Source organism: Thalassotalea agariperforans, assembly GCF_053470345.1.
The window spans coordinates 104412-122783 of the sequence record NZ_JBQMWH010000008.1; the positions used below are offsets into that span (position 1 = coordinate 104412).

18 protein-coding genes are annotated in these 18372 nt (G+C 36.7%); 11 read left to right on the plus strand and 7 right to left on the minus strand.

Going from position 1 to position 18372, the window contains the following annotated elements; genetic code table 11:
* The first annotated feature begins 4 nt into the window (after positions 1–4).
* Positions 5–985, plus strand: a complete 981-nt coding sequence (locus tag ACSLUO_RS11865; RefSeq protein WP_448248749.1) for a glucokinase — start codon at positions 5–7, stop codon at positions 983–985.
* Positions 978–1622: a bifunctional 4-hydroxy-2-oxoglutarate aldolase/2-dehydro-3-deoxy-phosphogluconate aldolase gene (locus ACSLUO_RS11870; protein ID WP_448248750.1), complete on the plus strand. Its 645-nt coding sequence runs from the start codon at positions 978–980 to the stop codon at positions 1620–1622. Before ACSLUO_RS11865 ends, ACSLUO_RS11870 begins: the two co-directional genes overlap by 8 nt.
* A gap of 228 nt (positions 1623–1850) precedes the next feature.
* On the opposite strand, the gene ACSLUO_RS11875 is transcribed toward ACSLUO_RS11870, so the two are convergent.
* Positions 1851–1976 (minus strand): hypothetical protein, encoded by a 126-nt coding sequence (locus tag ACSLUO_RS11875; protein ID WP_448248751.1) that lies wholly within the window; start codon positions 1974–1976, stop codon positions 1851–1853.
* Positions 1977–2058: 82 nt separating this feature from the next.
* Positions 2059–3054, minus strand: a complete 996-nt coding sequence (gene gap, locus ACSLUO_RS11880; protein WP_448248752.1) for a type I glyceraldehyde-3-phosphate dehydrogenase — start codon at positions 3052–3054, stop codon at positions 2059–2061.
* A gap of 278 nt (positions 3055–3332) precedes the next feature.
* On the opposite strand from gap, the gene msrB reads away from it, so the two are divergent.
* From msrB to ACSLUO_RS11895, 3 genes are all read left to right on the plus strand, one after another.
* A complete protein-coding gene (gene msrB / locus ACSLUO_RS11885; protein WP_448248753.1) occupies positions 3333–3707 on the plus strand; it encodes a peptide-methionine (R)-S-oxide reductase MsrB in 375 nt (124 codons plus the stop codon).
* A gap of 98 nt (positions 3708–3805) precedes the next feature.
* Positions 3806–4054 (plus strand): DUF3297 family protein, encoded by a 249-nt coding sequence (locus ACSLUO_RS11890; RefSeq protein WP_448248754.1) that lies wholly within the window; start codon positions 3806–3808, stop codon positions 4052–4054.
* A 136-nt stretch (positions 4055–4190) separates the two neighbouring features.
* A complete protein-coding gene (locus ACSLUO_RS11895; RefSeq protein ID WP_448248755.1) occupies positions 4191–4820 on the plus strand; it encodes a PepSY domain-containing protein in 630 nt (209 codons plus the stop codon).
* 106 nt (positions 4821–4926) lie between these two features.
* On the opposite strand, the gene ACSLUO_RS11900 is transcribed toward ACSLUO_RS11895, so the two are convergent.
* Both ACSLUO_RS11900 and ACSLUO_RS11905 read right to left on the minus strand, forming a co-directional pair.
* Complete coding sequence (locus tag ACSLUO_RS11900) at positions 4927–6657, minus strand: GMC oxidoreductase (RefSeq protein ID WP_448248756.1); 1731 nt, start codon at positions 6655–6657, stop codon at positions 4927–4929.
* A 2-nt stretch (positions 6658–6659) separates the two neighbouring features.
* Positions 6660–7259 (minus strand): gluconate 2-dehydrogenase subunit 3 family protein, encoded by a 600-nt coding sequence (locus tag ACSLUO_RS11905; RefSeq protein WP_448248757.1) that lies wholly within the window; start codon positions 7257–7259, stop codon positions 6660–6662.
* Between the two features lie 403 nt (positions 7260–7662).
* On the opposite strand from ACSLUO_RS11905, the gene ACSLUO_RS11910 reads away from it, so the two are divergent.
* Positions 7663–8538 carry a porin family protein gene (locus ACSLUO_RS11910; RefSeq protein WP_448248758.1) on the plus strand — a complete coding sequence of 292 codons (876 nt, stop codon included), beginning with the start codon at positions 7663–7665 and terminating at the stop codon, positions 8536–8538.
* Between the two features lie 73 nt (positions 8539–8611).
* Here ACSLUO_RS11910 and ACSLUO_RS11915 read toward each other — a convergent pair whose 3' ends face one another.
* A complete protein-coding gene (locus tag ACSLUO_RS11915; RefSeq protein ID WP_448248759.1) occupies positions 8612–9031 on the minus strand; it encodes an RNA-binding S4 domain-containing protein in 420 nt (139 codons plus the stop codon).
* A gap of 144 nt (positions 9032–9175) precedes the next feature.
* Here ACSLUO_RS11915 and ACSLUO_RS11920 point away from each other — a divergent pair, with 144 nt between their 5' ends.
* The 5 genes from ACSLUO_RS11920 to ACSLUO_RS11940 all read left to right on the plus strand — a co-directional run bounded on the left by ACSLUO_RS11920 (position 9176) and on the right by ACSLUO_RS11940 (position 13164).
* Complete coding sequence (locus ACSLUO_RS11920; protein ID WP_448248760.1) at positions 9176–9829, plus strand: sulfotransferase; 654 nt, start codon at positions 9176–9178, stop codon at positions 9827–9829.
* A gap of 170 nt (positions 9830–9999) precedes the next feature.
* Positions 10000–10572, plus strand: coding sequence for a MiaE family protein (locus ACSLUO_RS11925; RefSeq protein WP_448248761.1), 573 nt, complete (start codon positions 10000–10002; stop codon positions 10570–10572).
* Between the two features lie 38 nt (positions 10573–10610).
* Positions 10611–11849, plus strand: a complete 1239-nt coding sequence (locus tag ACSLUO_RS11930) for a hypothetical protein (protein ID WP_448248762.1) — start codon at positions 10611–10613, stop codon at positions 11847–11849.
* Positions 11850–12142: 293 nt separating this feature from the next.
* A complete protein-coding gene (locus tag ACSLUO_RS11935; protein ID WP_448248763.1) occupies positions 12143–12646 on the plus strand; it encodes a TlpA disulfide reductase family protein in 504 nt (167 codons plus the stop codon).
* Positions 12647–12681: 35 nt separating this feature from the next.
* Entirely contained in the window at positions 12682–13164 is a 483-nt protein-coding gene (locus ACSLUO_RS11940) for an EVE domain-containing protein (RefSeq protein ID WP_448248764.1), read from the plus strand.
* Positions 13165–13223: 59 nt separating this feature from the next.
* Here the strand turns inward: ACSLUO_RS11940 and ACSLUO_RS11945 are convergent, their stop codons facing one another.
* On the minus strand, positions 13224–14690 hold the full coding sequence (locus ACSLUO_RS11945; protein ID WP_448248765.1) for an SEL1-like repeat protein: 1467 nt from the start codon (positions 14688–14690) through the stop codon (positions 13224–13226).
* A 357-nt stretch (positions 14691–15047) separates the two neighbouring features.
* Positions 15048–18350, minus strand: a complete 3303-nt coding sequence (locus ACSLUO_RS11950; RefSeq protein ID WP_448248766.1) for a glycosyl hydrolase — start codon at positions 18348–18350, stop codon at positions 15048–15050.
* Between the last annotated feature and the right edge of the window lie 22 nt (positions 18351–18372).

The window sequence follows — 18372 nt, forward strand, 5'->3', positions numbered from 1 at the left end:
ATTTATGACAAAATCGATAAATTTAGTGGCAGATATTGGTGGTACCAATATCCGCCTTGGTATTGCGGATGATACCGGCGACATACGTGCATTAACCGTATTTCAATGCCGAGAATATCCAGGTTTAGCTGATGTATTGAAAAAATACATTGCTGATAATGATTTAGCGCAATACAGCATTAATGCTTGTTTAGCGATAGCCTGTCCAGTTGATAACGATCTTATTACCATGACCAATTTGCCATGGTCGTTTTCGAAATCAGCGATAAAAACTGAATTAAAGTTAAATAAGTTATTATTAATTAATGACTATACGGCTATTGCGCATTCGGTACCTTATTTAACCGATCAGCAAAAAGTACAAATTGGTCAAGGTCAACCGGTAGCAGGGCGTCCAATTTCAATTTGTGGGCCTGGTACCGGTTTAGGTGTGGCTAATGTCGTACCAAATGGTGATAATTGGATAAGCCTTGGTGGCGAAGGTGGTCATGTCGATTTTGCACCAATTGATGCAATTGAACAGCATATTTTGAATTTCTTGTTAAAGAAATATAGTCATGTTTCCTACGAACAGTTATTATCTGGTTTAGGTATAGAACAAATATACCAAGCGTTATGCGATTTTCATGGCGATACGCCAGAACAATACAGTGCTAAGGATATTTCAGCTAAAGCTGTAGAGAATTCTTGTCCGCGTTGTGTTGAAGCATTAGCGCAGTTTTGTAAAACCTTAGGTAGCTTTGCTGGTAATTTATCTTTAAACTTAGGCAGTTTTGCCGGTGTTTATATAGCAGGCGGCATTGCACCAAGGTTTATTGAATTTATTAAAAATAGTGATTTCAGAGCTAGGTTTGAAGAAAAAGGGCGCTTAAGTGCCTTTAACCAAAACATTCCTACCTATATAATAACGGAATCACAACCAGGCATATTAGGTTCTTTAGCCTATTTACGCCAACATAATAAAGAGGAATTATCACGTGACTAAGCAATGGCAAATTATGCCAAATGAACTAATGGCAACAGGACCATTAGTACCAGTATTAGTAATTAATGATGTTGCACATGCTTTACCAATTGCAGAAGCATTATTAGCGGCAGACATCAAAGTTTTAGAAATTACCTTACGTACTGAAGCGGCTTTAGGTGCTATTGAAGTGATTGCGAAAAACTTACCAGAGGCGATTGTTGGCTCAGGTACAGTAACTAACCGTGCTTTATTACAAGCATCAGCAGATGCCGGCGCTAAGTTTGCGATCAGCCCAGGTTTAACTCCAGATCTTTTACAAGCGGGTAATGAAGGTAATGTTGCTTTATTACCAGGTATTTCTACCATTTCTGAGTTGATGACGGGTCTTGATCATGGTTACGACCATTTCAAATTTTTCCCAGCAGAAGCCTCGGGCGGTCCATCAGCGTTAAAAGCGATCGGTGGTCCATTACCAGATGTACGTTTTTGTCCAACTGGTGGCATTAGCATGAATAACATCAAGAACTATTTAGCCTTACCAAATGTAATGTGTTGTGGTGGTTCTTGGTTAGTCACTAATGACATTTGTAAAAATGGTGATTGGGGACAAATTACTAAATTAGCAAAAGAAGCCTTAGCCCATATTGCTTCATAAATAATAAACTCATTATTTATGAGAAATAAAAAACCAGCATGAAAATGCTGGTTTTTTTTGCATATTTTTATAGCTGAATTATTCGGAATGGTATTATTTGAATTTTTCAGCATGATTTCAAGGCACAAAAAAGCCTGCAAAAGCAGGCTTATACCATTCCGTATAAAGAAGTGCTCACTTAGAACGTTATGGGCGGCATTAGAACAAACAAAATTTGTGAAGATATAGTTATTCTACATCAAATAAATTTTGTGCAGTTATCATGGTGCCCATACGTTCCCAAAGGGCGAGTTTTAAAGGCTTATATGCAGCGTTATTGATTTTGACAAGGGAATAACCATTCTCTTCAATCAATGCCTTGCCTCTAAGCCTTTAAATTCTCGCTAAGCGATCACTTTCTTATACGGATTGGTATTATTTAGCAATAAAAAAATGCTTATTTAGCGATGAAAGCCACTAAATCTAAAACTTTGTTTGAATAACCAATTTCGTTATCGTACCAAGAAACAACTTTAACAAACTTGTCGTTTAATGAGATACCCGCATCAGCATCAAATACCGAAGTACAAGTTTCACCAATGAAGTCATTAGAAACAACAGCATCTTCAGTGTAACCTAAAATACCTTTTAATTGACCTTCAGAAGCTTCTTTCATTGCCGCACAAATTTCTTCATAAGTTGCAGCTGATTTTAAGTTAACAGTTAAATCAACAACTGAAACATCAGGAGTAGGTACGCGGAATGCCATACCGGTTAATTTACCGTTTAACTCAGGAATTACTTTACCAACAGCTTTGGCAGCACCAGTAGATGATGGAATGATGTTTTGACCAGCACCACGACCACCGCGCCAATCTTTAACAGAAGGAGCGTCAACTGTTTTTTGAGTCGCTGTAGTAGCATGAACAGTCGTCATTAAACCACTTTCAATGCCCCACTTGTCGTTTAATACTTTGGCAAGAGGTGCTAAACAGTTAGTTGTACAAGAAGCGTTAGAAACGATGTCTTGACCAGCATAGCTGCCTAAGTTTACACCACATACAAACATTGGCGTGTCATCTTTAGAAGGAGCAGACATTACAACTTTCTTAGCGCCAGCTTCGATATGTTTACGAGCAGTTTCATCTGTTAAGAATAAACCTGTTGATTCAACAACAACGTCAGTGCCAATGGCATCCCATTTTAAATCAGCAGGGTTACGCTCAGCAGTAATACGAACAGTTTTACCGTTAACAATCAGGTTACCACCTTCAACTTCAACAGTACCGTTAAAACGACCGTGTGTTGAATCATATTTTAACATGTAAGCCATGTATTCAACGTCGATTAAGTCGTTAATACCAACAACTTCAATATCATCACGCTCAACAGAAGCTCTAAATACAAAACGACCAATACGGCCAAAACCGTTAATACCAACTTTAATTGTCATAGCTAAAATACCTATTAAAAACTTAATTAAAAAATAATGTAGTAAAATTACACCAAATAGTGAAAAATTTATACAAAAAACTGAATAAACCCACTATTCACAGGATTTATAATGCTTTTTGTATGTATGTTTACATAATACTAAAGTTTTATACGTATTACTTCATTTTTATTCAAATTTGTTAATGATGTTTACACTGATATATTGCGGAGTTTTTGTGCTATAAAGTAAAATATTGAATAAATTTAAGTAATTAAAGTTAAAAAATAAGATTTAATATGACAGAAAGTGATTATAAAAATAAACTTTCCGAAGATGCTTATAAAGTTTGTCGGTTAGCTGCAACAGAAAGACCGTTTACCGGTATATATAATGACCATTGGCAGGAAGGTACTTATTGTTGTGCCTGCTGCGAACAACCTCTATACCTTTCTAGCACTAAATTTAATGCCGGTTGTGGTTGGCCAAGCTTTTATCAAGAAGTTAAAGGGGCGGTTAAATCAAAACCCGATCTTAGTCATGGTATGAATCGCATTGAAATTTTATGTGCTAACTGTGATAGCCATTTAGGCCATGTTTTTGATGATGGCCCACAGCCAACGGGCAAACGTCATTGTGTTAATTCGCTTAGTTTATTGTTTAAAGAGAATTAAACTTTGTAAGGTGATGACTAGGTGCTGCGTTGTTGTGCTTGAGCGCGGGCATGTTAGCGACTACAATGTCGCACTTTTTATTTTATTAGGTTATTAAAATGAGCGATAACAAATCGTTACCAGCTTTACCTGATCGTCTTTCAGGTAACCCACGTAGTCCATTCCATGTTGAAGAAATTTTTGAACACAATATTGGCATTTTATTGAATGGTAAAGAGCGCAATGATGTTGAAGAATACTGTATTAGTGAAGGTTGGGTAAAAATACCAGCACCAAAAGCATTAGATCGTCGTGGCCAACCACTACTGATCAAATTAAAAGGTAAGGTTGAAGCTTTTTATCTGTAAACAACTAACGTTAGCGTTTTTTGAAGTATAACGTTTTGTTTATAAGGAAATATAAAGAAACAGTTTGTTTTATATGATTTAAATTTACCGATCATTAGCAACAAACTGTATTCTTTAAAAATAACCGCAGGAAATAATGTCAAAACTTCAACAACAAACATCAGGCATTAACACGCGTAAAGTTCATAAAATTATAGGTTTAGTACTTATTTTTCCCATGTTTGCTTGGGCATTAACAGGCATGATCTTTTTTATCAAACCTGGCTATCAAGCGGCATATGGGCAATTAAAGGTAAAAACATATCCATTAACCAAGTCCTTTGTTTTGCCTGCTAATAAAACATGGCAAGAAGTTAAGTTAGTTAAAACAATTTTAGGTGAACATTTATTAGTTAAATCTGCCATTCAAAGCGAGCATTTACATGCTGGCACATTGACAACATTCATTCCTCCTAGCGCAGCAGAATATCGTTTATTAGTAGAAGATGCGGTGTCTGATAATAAACAACGTTACGGTGATATAATTCGTATTGATCATTTAACCGCATTCACAAGTACTGGTGTTGACATAACGCTAGACTGGAAAAATTTAACCCTGCGGCAAACAGGGCAAGATACAAAGCTTATTAACCTTATTTATAAAATTCATTATTTACAATGGACACCCATTAAGTGGGTTAACCAAGTATTAGGCATGGTTGGGTTATTGTTAATCTTAGTATTAACGGGGTTTGGTATTAGACTATTCATTGAGGGTAGACGATAAATGGATGAAAGGTTTTACTGCACTTTAAAAAAAGTAGTATGGATAATCCCCCCTAAGTAATAAAAATCAATGATGAATTAATAAATCTAGGGGAGTGCGTTTTATTCTATAGTATTCCTGCTTTTATTTGTTTATCGGCATAATCAACAGCACGAGCTGTTAACGCCATGTAAGTAATACTTGGGTTTTGACTTGATGAACTGGTCATACACGCGCCATCAGTAACAAAGACATTGGGCACTTCGTGCATTTGGTTCCATTGATTTAAAACTGAGGTTTTAGGATCACGTCCCATGCGAGCCGTTCCCATTTCATGAATAGCCGCTCCGGGCTCTTTGATTTTATCGGCTGTAGTTATGTTGGTACAACCAGCCGCCTCTAACATTTCTACTGCTGATTTTAACGCATGTTTCCGTTGTTTTGTTTCATTTTCACTCCACTTAACATCAAAGACAATTTTAGGCATGCCAAACTTATCACGATCATTAAAGTCTAAATACATACGGTTTTCATGTCTTGGTAACATCTCGCCAAAGCCATGCATATGAACACGCCATTTACCAGGTTTGAATATTTCATCTTTTAGTGCGGCACCAATTAATCCTTCTGGCGTATTGCGGGTACGACTAGCAGCCCCCTGAAAACCATAATGGCCTAAGAACTCAGTTTGACGTGTTTCTTCGTTAATGTTAACAAAGGGAGGAATATAAAATCCTTTTGGACGACGACCTTGATAATATTCGTCATCGTGTCCTGGTAAAGTACCATTTGCCACCATACCATAATGATGGTCCATTAAGTTATGACCTAATTCGCCACTGCCGTTGCCTAAACCGTTTGGAAACGATTCAGAACGACTATTTAATAAAATGGCTGTTGTTCCCACTGTACTTGCACAACAAAAAATAATTTTGGCGTAATATTCAGTTATTTTACCTGAATGTATATTTTTAACTTTAACACCAGTTGCTTTTTTTAGCTCTGCATCGTAAATCACTTCCATCACGATACTGTCTGATTTAAGGGTTAAATTTCCTGTTTGTCGAGCTACCGGTAGAGTGGCTGATTGGGTACTGAAATATGCTCCAAACGGACAACCACGGACACAACGGTTACGTGCCTGACATTGCCCGCGTGTGCCTAAATGTACCTCCGGCTTATATTCACTCAAGTTAGCGGTGCGACAAGGTGTGATCACCCGATCAGGATATTTTTTACGTACGGCTTCGCGAATAGCAACTTCGGCAGTATTTAACGGAAAAGGGGCAATAAACTTACCATCAGGACATTGCTCTAAACCTTCAGCTTGACCAGCAACACCAACAAAGGTTTCAACATAATCATACCAAGGTGCGATATCTTCATATCTAATTGGCCACTCAACAGCAATACCCTCACGTTTATTGGCTTCAAAATCGAATTTTCCCCAACGAGGTACATGGCGTCCCCATAATATAGAACGACCACCAACTTGATGACCTCTAAGCCAAGAAAAGGGCGCATCTTCCTTGTAGGGATATTCATCGTCACGATTAAGAAAATGTTTGGAATCTTCTCTGACAAAGCCATTTAATTTGTTTTGTAAGAAGTATTTTTCTTCTTTTTCTTTTAGTGGTGTATGTCCTTGATTGGGCATATCCCATTTATCTAAGTGTGCTGTTGGATATTCTCCATGTTCAACCATTCGGCCACGTTCTAACATGAGTGTTTTATGGCCTTTTTTTGTAAGTTCCATGGCAGCATAACCACCGGAAATTCCTGAGCCAATTACAATAGCATCAAACATTGTCTCTTTGTTGTTGTGGATACTGGAATTATAATTAGTATTATTTGTCATTATTATATCGCCCATGCCTTGCCACCCACTTCTTTTACTGAAATGTCAGGGTTCCAGCCACCAGGAATAGGTAAATAATTTAAGTAGTTTTCTGCAATTTTTTCGGTTGATAAAAAATAGCTAATGGTTTGTTGTTTTAAATCGAGATAAGCGCGATACAGTGGCGAACTTTTATCACTTGTTTCAATTGCTATCAATGCTGCTTCTTGTGCTTGTGAAGTTGCATCAATAAAGTTTTTAGCGTTTAAGTGCTGCTCAACAATAGCCATTTTTTTTAAAAATTGTTGCTGATAACTTGGGGGAAATATTTTGGCTAACATGTTATCGAGTATATAGTTTACTTGTACTTCAGTGGCTGAAGGTGAATCTGTTTTGGGTAAAATAGTATCCATTACTTGGCTGATTAATTTAAATTGTTGTTGGCCAAAAAATTCAGGAATAACCTTGTCATTGTTATTGACGAGATCTTTACCCTTAACTCGTTTATTAACTGTTGAGTTTGTGTGCTCGCTACAACCAAGTAACATGCTAGCAGTTAAAGGAGCGATAATCGCTGACCCTGTGATTGTTGCTGCATATCTTAATATATCGCGTCTATTCATTTACTATACCTTGAGGCTTTATTCTTTTAATTGTTGTTTAGTCATATCGTTACGTTTGAATAGACTAACGGTTTGATCTTTTAGTTGAATTTTTAAGGTGTGTAGAGTTTGTTATTTAATACGTGTGAGTGTAATTGTCGTTATTTTTGCAAACATAAAAACATAAATAATCAATATTTGTCAATAAAAATCACGATAGGTCTTTTTGTCGCTTTTATTTATCATGACGATGTTTTTTAGTCTGTTTACGTAGAATATTTATCTTTCGAGGCCATATCTACAGATTAACGTTATTACTTAGTGATATTGTATTATGAGTTATTTTATACAACTTACTCTTTATTGAGTAATGGGAATAGTTTAAATAGTTGTCACGGCCATTAAAAATCAAGGATAGCGATTAATGAAAAAAGCAGTTTTTATATTAACTCTTATGGTATTTGTTATGGAAGACGTACAAGCGGCAAGGTATTTTAAGGCTCTATACACAAAACCGGTAGGCTTATATGTTGGTGGTCAAGTTTTTAAAAGTGGAGCAAGTGGCGTTTTTGGTGAAGATAACACACCTGTTGATTTTAATTTAAAAAAAGCAGTGAAATTTAATTACTTTATTGCGTTTGAACATCCTTTCTCATTATTTCCAAATGTACGTATTTCAAAGGTAGGTGTTGAAACATCAGGTGAAACTACTTCTACGCAAGAGTTTTTAAGTTTTGAGGATGGGATCTTTCATATTGATGTCGAAACTGAAGTTGCAGTAGATGCTGTTTTCAATGTCAACTATGTCGATTACACCTTATATTATCAATTGTTTGATAACAGTGTAATTTTATTTGACCTTGGTTTAACCGCGAGAGATTTTAATAGTGCTGTCACTGAAACGGAGACAATTATTACTGTTACTACAAGTGATGATGGCGGCTTGGATGCAGAAGAACACCCAGAACATGGTCATATTGTTACAGAAAGAACAAAAACAGTTATTACGGAGCAAAGAGGCCTAACTGATACTGTGCCGATGCTGTTTATTGCCGCTAATTTAAATTTACCATCAACTAATTTTAATGTTTTTGCCCAAGGAGATTTTTCATTCGCAGGTAACTATAGATTTGCTGATTTTGAAGTTGGCCTAAGTTATTTGCTAGTTAATAGTAAGTTAGGAGATTTTAATCTGACCTTAGGTTATCGGTTTGAGAAAGTGACATTTAAAGATGTAAATAACTTACCTAGTGATGTTGATTTTAGCGGCGGTTTTGTAGGCTTGATTGCACACTTTTAAATAAAAGCTAAAGTCACCACTATTTGTTTACACCAATAAAGTAAACGTTAGGGGATATTGTTTTTTCTCTACTTTAATCAAACTTTATTGCCCGGCGCTTACCACGCGAAGCTGGGGCCGGCTGGTTACTAGGCTTATTGTTGGGGCTTTTGTTTGCATGCTTGTGTTGCTTGGTTGATTTGTTTTTTGAGTTATTACCAGCGTGTTTGTTTTGCGGTGTAACTTTTTTGTTTGGCTCTTTTGGTGTTCTTGGTGCCGGCATGACAGGTTCGGCATGGCAGATCATTTCAATAATATCGCCATTAAATTCGATAATATCACCAGAGAATACTTTTTTGCGTTTTTGGCTTTCAACTTCACCATTTAATAAAACATAGCCTTCACTGATCACTACTTTTGCTTCACCGCCACCACTGACTAAATTGGCAATTTTTAGTAATTTATACAGCTCAATGGGTTGCTGCTCTAACTCAACTTGGTAATGATCTGACATAAAACGGTACTTGATAAAATTTTCGCTATTATCCTACATCTTATGACTGAATTGTAGTTTAAAGATATTTGTTTATTGGAATAGGTGACAGGCTTTGTTAATCCCCGTTAAAATAGGCGTTTATCTCGTTAAATAAGTGCTATTTTGACTTCACCGAAAATTTTTATAATTGGTTTACCGCGTACAGCCACCACCAGTTTATCCGTGGCGATGTTAGAGCTTGGCTTTACTGTTGCGCACACCGCCTATACCCATAAAGCTTTTAGTGATGCGCAGGTAATGGCCGATACACCCATTTATTGTGACTATCAAATACTTGATAAACGTTACCCCAACAGTTTGTTTATTTATTTATCGCGTGATTTACCACAGTGGTTACCGTCGATAAAACAATTACTCAATCGTATGTCGGTTAACTTGTTGCGTGACGATGGCGGCTTTAATCCTTCAATTAAACGTTGTTTTACCCATATATTTTCTCCGTTTACTGAGCAAAATATTAATGATGATGCGTTTTTAACCACGTGTTATTTAAAGCATCAACAGCAAGTGTTTGACTATTTTGCTAACCGTTCACAAGATTTATTTTTGCTCAACCTTAGCGAGCAGGGCAGTTATCAAGGTTTGATTGAGTTTTTAACGCTGCAGCTTGACGAGCTACCCAATGAATTTAAGCAAGTTGCCAAACAGGGGCGTTTTCCACAATTAAATACCGGCGCTAAAGTAACGGCATGGAAAGAAATTAAACATCCGCGTAAGATTGAGTCCACCAATAAAGGACGGGTTGAGTTGAAATAATATTTTTAACCTTGTTCGATAGCATGATAACGTTGACTGACATCATAATGAAGTAAGCTTGTCTGTTTAAATTTGGCTTATTTAACAAGAACACTTTTGATCGGTTACTTGCCTGTGTAAAATAACCGACATTATTTTCCATTCTTTGATTTATAAAGCATTTAGACCCTATGTTCGATTTAAAATACGATACGCCATTCTCTTGGACCGAAGCTGTGCTAGCTGACTTTGATACCTTTTTACAAGATCACGCTTCAGCGGAAAAAAAAGCGTCAGGTATGGCGGTGTCTATGATATCCCATTACCCTGATCGCACACGTTTAGTTCGTGCCATGGCCGACCTTGCCATTGAAGAACTTATTCATTTCAAAGAAGTGATTAAAATTATTCAAAAGCGTGGTTCACAACTTGGTGATGATGTAAAAGACACTTATGTGAAAGATTTACGTAAATTGTTTCGTCACGGCCAAGCGGAATTCTTTTTAGATCGTTTAATTGTTGGGGGCGTTATTGAAGCGCGTGGTTATGAACGTTTTTCGTTAGTAGCTCAAGCGTTACCTGAAGGACCAGAAAAAGCTTTTTACAGTGAAATTGCGGCTTCAGAAAAAACACATAAAAACTTATTTATTGAGCTAGCTTACGAATATTTTGATAAAGCAGAAGTTGATGCGCGTTTAGAAGAAATATTAATTGCAGAAGCTGAAATTTGTCAGAAATTACCTTTTAGAGCGGCATTACATTAATAACGATAGAGCAATAGCTAAAGGGTAAACGACATTAAGTGAGTAACACTATCAGCAAATCTTTGAGTAAATATTTAGCTAACTATAGTGAAATTGAAATTTCACAGTTGGCTAACTTTCCAAAAGAGCATAAATTTCAACATGCTTTGGTTATTCCTGCTTATCAAGAGTCAGCTGATTTTATTAATAACTTTTGTCAAAGTGCGTTAGTTAAACAAAACGTATTGGTGGTTGTGGTGTTAAACCAACCAGATTGTGATGATAACATTCAGCCGCAACAGGCTTTATATCAGCAATTGCAAAAATTTGGCAAAACAAAGGAGATAAGTGCAGAGCTTACCTTCATCGCACTAGGTCATTCAAATAGTGCCTTGTTAGTGGTCAACCGATACCAGCGCCCGATACCAGCAAAACAAGGTGTTGGCTTAGCGCGCAAAATTGGTTGTGATCTTGTTTGTCAGCTGATCGCAACTGACATTGTTAAGAGTTCATTTATTGCATCAACAGATGCGGATGCTTGTTTACCCGATAATTATTTCACCGTACAACAAATATTATCAGCGAATAAACACAGTGCTGGTTGTTATAATTTTGTCCATTATTGTGCCGATAAAACCATTCATCAAGCCACCCAAACCTATGAAACGGCCTTAAGATATTATGTTGCAGGTTTAACCTATGCTAAATCAGCTTATGCCTTTTTTACTATCGGTAGTATCTTGATTTTTAATGTAAATGCTTATGCTAATGTGCGCGGTTTTCCTAAAAAAAGCGCCGGTGAAGATTTTTATTTATTAAATAAATTAGCAAAAATTGGTGCGGTTGCTTTACTGACCGACAGTACCATTACACTGCAAGCACGGTTATCTGATCGTGTTCCTTTTGGTACTGGCCCTGCGGTACAAAAAATTCTCAATTTAAACGAACAAACCTTGCCATATTGTTATTATCATCCTGCTGTTTTTGATGAACTTAGAATGGTGAATCAAGCGATTGTTTTATTAGCTGGGCAGTTAGCTCAATGTTCAGTGAATGATAAATTGGCTGGCGTTGATACTTGGTTAGCCTCATTATCATCCGTTAGCCAACAAGCGTTGAAAAACATTGGCTTTGACAGTTTTATTAACAAGCATTTAACCGACAGTACGACACAATTTAATAAACAGTGGTTAGTGTGGTTTGATGTCTTTAAAACCCTAAAGTTTATTCATGCGCTGCGTGAATTAGCTTACCCAGATGTTCCTTTACAAACGGCTTTAGCAAATAAATCCTTCTAGGGTCTGGTGAACTTTGTTTATATTTTCAGCAATAGGCTATTTTATACGGAATAGTATTAAGTGATAGCAAAGCAGTATGAATGTTGTTTGGTTATTCCAAAGGAGTGAATTCCAAATGAGTGAAATTCTAATGCAGCTAGTGCACAAAATAGCCATTGCCCTGCGGGCTGGGGCTAAAATATTAAACAAAGATAAACAGACCCTAAGCAGTTATCTATTTTATTTAAGTTTTCTTAATATTCCGTTAAGTTTTGTTAAACTAAATTGAATTTTTCAATTAGGTAGAAAATATCGTGAGAACTAATAGCCATTATTATCAAAAACTAGCCGTTGCCTTGTTATTGCTCATAAGTGCTTTAAGCCTATTTAGTTGCTCGCAAGAGGTTGCTGATGAGCCTGATCCCGTTGTTAAAAACTTTGAACAGCAATTAAAAACTTACCAAGGACAAGTGGTTTATATCGACTTTTGGGCATCATGGTGTATCCCATGCAGACAAACATTTCCTTGGATGAATGCGATGCTCAGCAAGTACAAGGCACAAGGTTTTAAGGTAATTACCATTAACTTAGACAGTGACAAACAAAATGCTGATGATTTTTTACAGCAATATCCGGCACAATTTGAGGTAGTGTATGATCCTAAAGGTAAGTTAGCCCAAAAGTTTAACTTAAAAGGCATGCCGAGTAGTTACCTTGTTGATAGAAAGGGTAATGTTGTGAGTTCGCATACCGGCTTTAGTGATGAAAAAAGTAAAGCCTACGAGCAAGAAATTATCGACCTACTTGCACAGAAATAGATTTGAGTATCATTTAAAAATATTGAAGGTGAATTATGTCGTATTGGTTATTTAAGTCAGAGCCTGACAGTTTTAGTATTGATGACTTAATGGCTTGTCCTGAGCAAACCGAACCTTGGGATGGTATTCGTAATTACCAAGCACGTAATTTTTTACGTGATCAGGTAAAACTTGGCGATCAACTATTTTTTTATCATTCTAGTTGTAAACAAGTGGGTATTGTTGGTGTGGCAACCGTGGTGAAAGAAGCTTATCCTGATCCAAGCCAATTTAATCCTGACTCTAAATATTTTGATCCTAAGTCATCACTTGATAATCCACGTTGGGTGATGGTTGATGTGCGTTTTCAAGAAAAATTTGAGCATATCTTAACGTTACAAAGCATTAAAGCTAACCCGCAGATAACTGAGATAGGTTTAGTAAAAAAAGGCCATCGTTTATCGATTATGCCAGTAACTGATACTGAATGGGCTCAGCTATATCAGATGGTAAAAAAGTCAGATGGTAAAAAAAGTTAAAAAAATAGCCGGTTAAAACCAGCTATTTTTTATTGTTAACGTGAAAAGCTCAACAGGCTTTAGTCATCACTAATAAACACACGGCCAGTGGTTAATGTAATTAATAAATCTTGCCATTCACTTACATCCCAATTTGCTCTTTGCCCCATGCTAATAGCACGTTCTAAGTTTTGAATTACTTGGGTGTAATCACGATTTTTTCTGTCTTTATGAGACAGTGCTAATAAATAATAGTATTCAGGATTATTTGCCTGAGAAGTTTCAATTTGACTTAAATAATTAATAGCACCTTCAAGATCATGGAGTGATTTATCGTTAGCTGTTAATTTTAAATCAATTGCTTTGATTGTTGCGGCATCATGATTTTTTTCCATGGCAGACTCAAACCAAAACAATGCTTTTTTCTCATCGTTTTCAACCCAAGGGCTAGATAATAAAATATTAGCTAAACGGTATTCAGCTCTTGCTAAACCATATTTACTGGCTTCTGAAATCCAATGGATTGCTTCTGGTATGTTTTTTTGCTCTCGGTAAAGTTTAAAACCGTATTCGTACATAGCTGCAGGGTGACCAATTTTAGATAAAGCTAACAAGAGGCTTTCAATTTCACCATCTTCTTGGTTTAACCAAGGAAAATTTTGCAGTGCCATGGCATATTGGTATTTGTCATTAAGTGATTCACTCGCTTTTAATTTAATCGCAGCACGGCGAATACGCTCGTATAACTTTTTATCTTCTTCTAGTAAGGTAAACTTGCTATAACCTGCGGCACCTAAGTACACCCGATTAACAAAATCAACAGGACGCTTGTTAAAGTCAGGTTTTAAAGTTGGAAACAGCTTAAATTCATCAATTAAACTTTTTGTAAATCCAATTATTTGAACATCAGCTATGTTTCTTATCGAACCATCAGGGGCTACATCATGATCTAAAATGATGAAAGGTTGCTTGGGTGTCGACATTAACAAGGCTAAATCATCATATTCTTCTTCGCCATCTTCACTAAATGACGTTGAATAACTTTCTTCATAATTATCACTGTATTCGTCGGAGTGGTACTTGGTTTCTAAAGCAGGTTCGCCTTCAAAAGTGACTTTATAAGCTAAGTTTTTTTCATTAATGATCGGAAAGTACTTAGCCATAACTGTTTGTTTGCCATTACTTTCATTAAATTTAGATAAAATATTGGTAAGTGTTTGTTTTTCTTCTGGAGACACGTTACTTAACATCTTATTAATTATTTGTTCCGCATCATGAAATTTATATTCAGCCGCTAAAGAAAAATAAATTAAGGCGTTTAGCGTGTCTTTTTCAACCCCTAAACCTTTCAAATATATCGTAGCTAATTGGTAGTAGGCATGTGGGTTACCTAAACTAGCAGCTTCTAAATAACCTTGTTTTGCTTGCTCATAGTTTTTTTCTGTAAATAAGCGGTCGGTTTTTAAAATATCGGCAGACATCGCTGTTAGTGGAAGAACAATACCAGCAAGTGTTATTAATTTTATCTTTGTTATAAATTTTTTCATTTTTTCAGCCAAAAAAGTCAGTAGCTAAAACTACTGCCTTGTATTTGTGGAGTGATATTTTATTGTTCGGTGTAAACTGATAAATAAAATATTCCATGTTTAATAAAACAATACCTATTAAGGAATTTCCTTTTGTTATTATGCTGAATAAATCTTATTTAATCATTATTTAGCAATGGTGGTCATAATGATTTTAGTAAAGATCAAAGTCAAGCGTATTTACATTAGCTTACATTGACTTTTCAGAGGTGGTTATTTTGTCTATTACACATATTTATTGGATGTTAGTTTCAAAAGGGTAATAAAAAACCACCTTAGTTCGTAGGTGGTTTTATTTTTACTTACACCGAGGATGTTTTAGTTATTTTTATGTATCAAACGTACAGGCCCTAATAATCCTGATTTTTCTAATACCTGTGACTTAGGTTGTTTAAAAAAGTTATAACCAGTAAACGTGACACGCTCACTTTCTGGCGGTCGTTCATTATTGTTGATCCAAGAAACGGTATCACCAGTCATACTATAACCACTAGTATCGGGTAGCGCTTCATCACCAATTAAACGATTAACCCAAGTATTGGTGATATCAATTTGTAAGGTGTTTTCGCCGGCTTTAATGGCGCTACTGATATCAACAGCAAAAGGTGGCTTCCATAAGGTCGCAAGTTTTTTTCCATTAACGGTGATTTCAGCAATGTGTTGAACGTCGCCTAAATCAAGATAAAACGGTTGGTCTGTTGCTAGTTGACTTGCCGATAGGTTAAAGGTTTTATGGTAATTAGCCGTGCCAGAAAAATGTTTGATGCTGTCATTGTTATGTTTAGTCCAATCGATCAATGTATCGAAAGAGACACGTCCTGGTCCGCTCCAATTTTTATCAAAATTAACCTGCCAACCTCCTTTAAGCTCAGTAATTGATAACTGTTTATTGTTTGTTGAAGAGGTAATAGATGCTTGATAAATAGTTTTATTCAACGCCGTATGGCTGCTGTCATAAGCTAAGGTATTGTTATCTCTTCTGATCAAGACAAAACGAGAACCATGAGGCTCAAGCAATAACTTAGTGGTTAAACGATTATTCTGCTGTTTAAACTGCGTGATTTTTTCAACACTGCCATTATCAGCATGCCAAATTTCAGGCTGGCCATTACCTTCGCGTATATCAACATTCAGCTCAGCAAACTCAGCTTTATTGTTGTAAAAAAAGTATAAGTCGTTGTCTCCAATACGGCGATGGGTGAATAATTTTACTGCTTGGCCATTAATTTTTAGATCTGGCTGGTAACCTAATTGTTCAATTGCTTTATCAAGCGGAAGGGTACTGATCTGTCCTTTACCAACTTTTCTTAAGGCTTGCTGGCCATCACCCCAAAGTTCATTAGAAATTTTTTGAAAAGCGGCTGTTTTATCCCATTCACTAAAACCAATAGGTTGAGTTGGTTTGGCACTAATAATTGTGGCGCCGGCTTTAACTAATGTTTGTATACGTTCAAGCGTTTTCATGCGCATGTGCTCAGGTTGGAATAATTGCAAAGCGCGATAACGGGTACCTTCGGGTAATACTAACCAACCATCTTTTACACTAATGCGATCAATTAACACTTCGCTATTAACATAGTCGTAATTAAAACCATCTGGCACCTTAGTATTGTTTTTATTTGGAACACCTTTAGATGATAAGTCACCTAAGTGAATTAAAAAGTCAGCGTCAGGTACACCTTGTTGTAATAAATACGAACCACGCGCTAAATAATTAAACCATTCAACACCACCATTATCCCACCATGTTTGAGTACGATCGATGTGAGAGCCTATGCTGTCCATGGTCATACCTGGTTTAATATAGTTATTGGGTTGATGTGCAAAGCGATGGAACATAGTTTCGTTAATGCCACGTGCCCATATTTGATCACCATACTTTTTATAAAAGTATGGATGGCCTTTCCAGTTAACGGTATTAATTGAAGTAAACGATTCGGCAGAAATAATGTTTTTACCATAAATATGTGCAGATGAAATAGCGGCACTCACACGGCCAGGATATTCTTCATCACGCACCCAAAATTCTCCCATTAAGCGATCGGCTTTGCCACCAGCGCGTAATTCGTCAAAAGGGCCCCAACCGTAGGGTTCAATATAAGATTCCATGCCATATTTTTTGGTTAATCTGGTGAATTCACCAAAATAATTTTCAACCATTAAATCAGCAAGGTGTTGTCTAAACTCTTGTAAAATCGCGCCACTATGCGCCGGAGATTCAATAACGCGACCGGTGATCAGTGGTAACCAAGGAATAAAGTCATAATTAAATTTATCTTTAAAAGTTTTATCTATGCCTTGTGTCCAGTTTTGGCCACCCATTTCGTAGCTGTCAATTTCTGAGGTTTTAAGAGATTTATATCCTTTGGCTTGAGCGGCTTTGGCGAGCTTGCCAACGTATTGCTCAAAATGAAACTGTAAAGCAACTGGATCAAACTTGTCACATTCTAAACCTGTTCCTTCAACTGTTGCCGGAATATTTTTAGCACCGGTACTGGTGTAACCAAAGCGTAGAATTCGCCAGTTTCCTTTTGGTAACGTGATACCGTTTTTAGGTAACTCTCCACGATTAAGTACAAGTACATCTTTGGCTTTAGTAACTACGTTATGGTGTGTTGTTGGTGTTAACGTTAATTTACCACGCTCCATAGCGTTCATTGCTAGCCAATGTGGAGCTCTTGGCACAGACCATAAATCAAAACGTTTAATGCCAATAGGTTTATCAAAAACAAAACGAAAATATTTCGCGGTAAAACCATCAAAAGTTGGGCTAAATGCCCATGTTCTTGCACCTGTGCGAGGTCGTCTTAATTTTTCAACAACCGTGGTAAAAGTTACGCCATCATCTGATATCTGCAAAGCAGCCTCACCATGACGAGACGGGGTTTCAATTTGCAAACTGCGTAGCGTAGTAGGTTGGTCAACCTCAACTTGTAGCCAATAGTCGTTATTTTTATTTTCGGTGAAAACCAGCTCGGTATCCCAGTCGTTATCTTTTAATAAGTTAACAGCTAAACTAGGATCAGAACTAGATAATTTAGCGTTAGCAAATAAATTGCTTTGATTAAACTCGTTGGCAGGTAAGGCAATAAGTGCGATGTCTTGGTACAAGCCTTCTTCAAAGCCTGGTTGCTTTAATTGCTCCACGGTTATTTTTTTACCTGCATTTTGCTTGATGGAAATAGCCTCTTCCGACCAAGTAATACGTTTCATTGACATTTCAGGGGTGATCCATGGTCCGCCACTAGACGACCAACCGTCAGCATTGTGCACGCCCATTTCTAAGCCATTTTTATCTGCTTCACCTATGGCATGTAAAAGGGTGTCATTAAACTCTTCCGTACCAAATCGTACAGGACCTCTTGAAGAATATGGTTTGTTTTGACGATGAACATGAAAGAATATTGCACCTCCAATTCCTGCATCAGCCATGGCTTTAAAGTCTTGGGTAAAGCCAGGTTTGCTCAGGTTGCCGTTCATGGCATGCATCCAAGTTTTAGGTTTGTAGTTTTTTTGTGGCGTTTTAAATTCTTCTGGAGATAAAGCTTCTGCCTGTAATGAAGCTGACATCAACAGTAGAGGAGCACTGAGTATGGTTGTTATGAGTGTTTTATTAAACATAGTATTTTCCGTTGAACTCGTT

Coding starts and splice junctions, on each gene's coding strand:
- ACSLUO_RS11865 (WP_448248749.1), top strand. CDS start 5: ATGACAAAATCGATAAATTTAGTGGCAGATATTGGTGGTACCAATATC.
- gap (WP_448248752.1), bottom strand. CDS start 3,054: ATGACAATTAAAGTTGGTATTAACGGTTTTGGCCGTATTGGTCGTTTT.
- msrB (WP_448248753.1), top strand. CDS start 3,333: ATGACAGAAAGTGATTATAAAAATAAACTTTCCGAAGATGCTTATAAA.
- ACSLUO_RS11890 (WP_448248754.1), top strand. CDS start 3,806: ATGAGCGATAACAAATCGTTACCAGCTTTACCTGATCGTCTTTCAGGT.
- ACSLUO_RS11895 (WP_448248755.1), top strand. CDS start 4,191: ATGTCAAAACTTCAACAACAAACATCAGGCATTAACACGCGTAAAGTT.
- ACSLUO_RS11900 (WP_448248756.1), bottom strand. CDS start 6,657: ATGACAAATAATACTAATTATAATTCCAGTATCCACAACAACAAAGAG.
- ACSLUO_RS11905 (WP_448248757.1), bottom strand. CDS start 7,259: ATGAATAGACGCGATATATTAAGATATGCAGCAACAATCACAGGGTCA.
- ACSLUO_RS11910 (WP_448248758.1), top strand. CDS start 7,663: ATGAAAAAAGCAGTTTTTATATTAACTCTTATGGTATTTGTTATGGAA.
- ACSLUO_RS11915 (WP_448248759.1), bottom strand. CDS start 9,031: ATGTCAGATCATTACCAAGTTGAGTTAGAGCAGCAACCCATTGAGCTG.
- ACSLUO_RS11925 (WP_448248761.1), top strand. CDS start 10,000: ATGTTCGATTTAAAATACGATACGCCATTCTCTTGGACCGAAGCTGTG.
- ACSLUO_RS11940 (WP_448248764.1), top strand. CDS start 12,682: ATGTCGTATTGGTTATTTAAGTCAGAGCCTGACAGTTTTAGTATTGAT.
- ACSLUO_RS11945 (WP_448248765.1), bottom strand. CDS start 14,690: ATGAAAAAATTTATAACAAAGATAAAATTAATAACACTTGCTGGTATT.
- ACSLUO_RS11950 (WP_448248766.1), bottom strand. CDS start 18,350: ATGTTTAATAAAACACTCATAACAACCATACTCAGTGCTCCTCTACTG.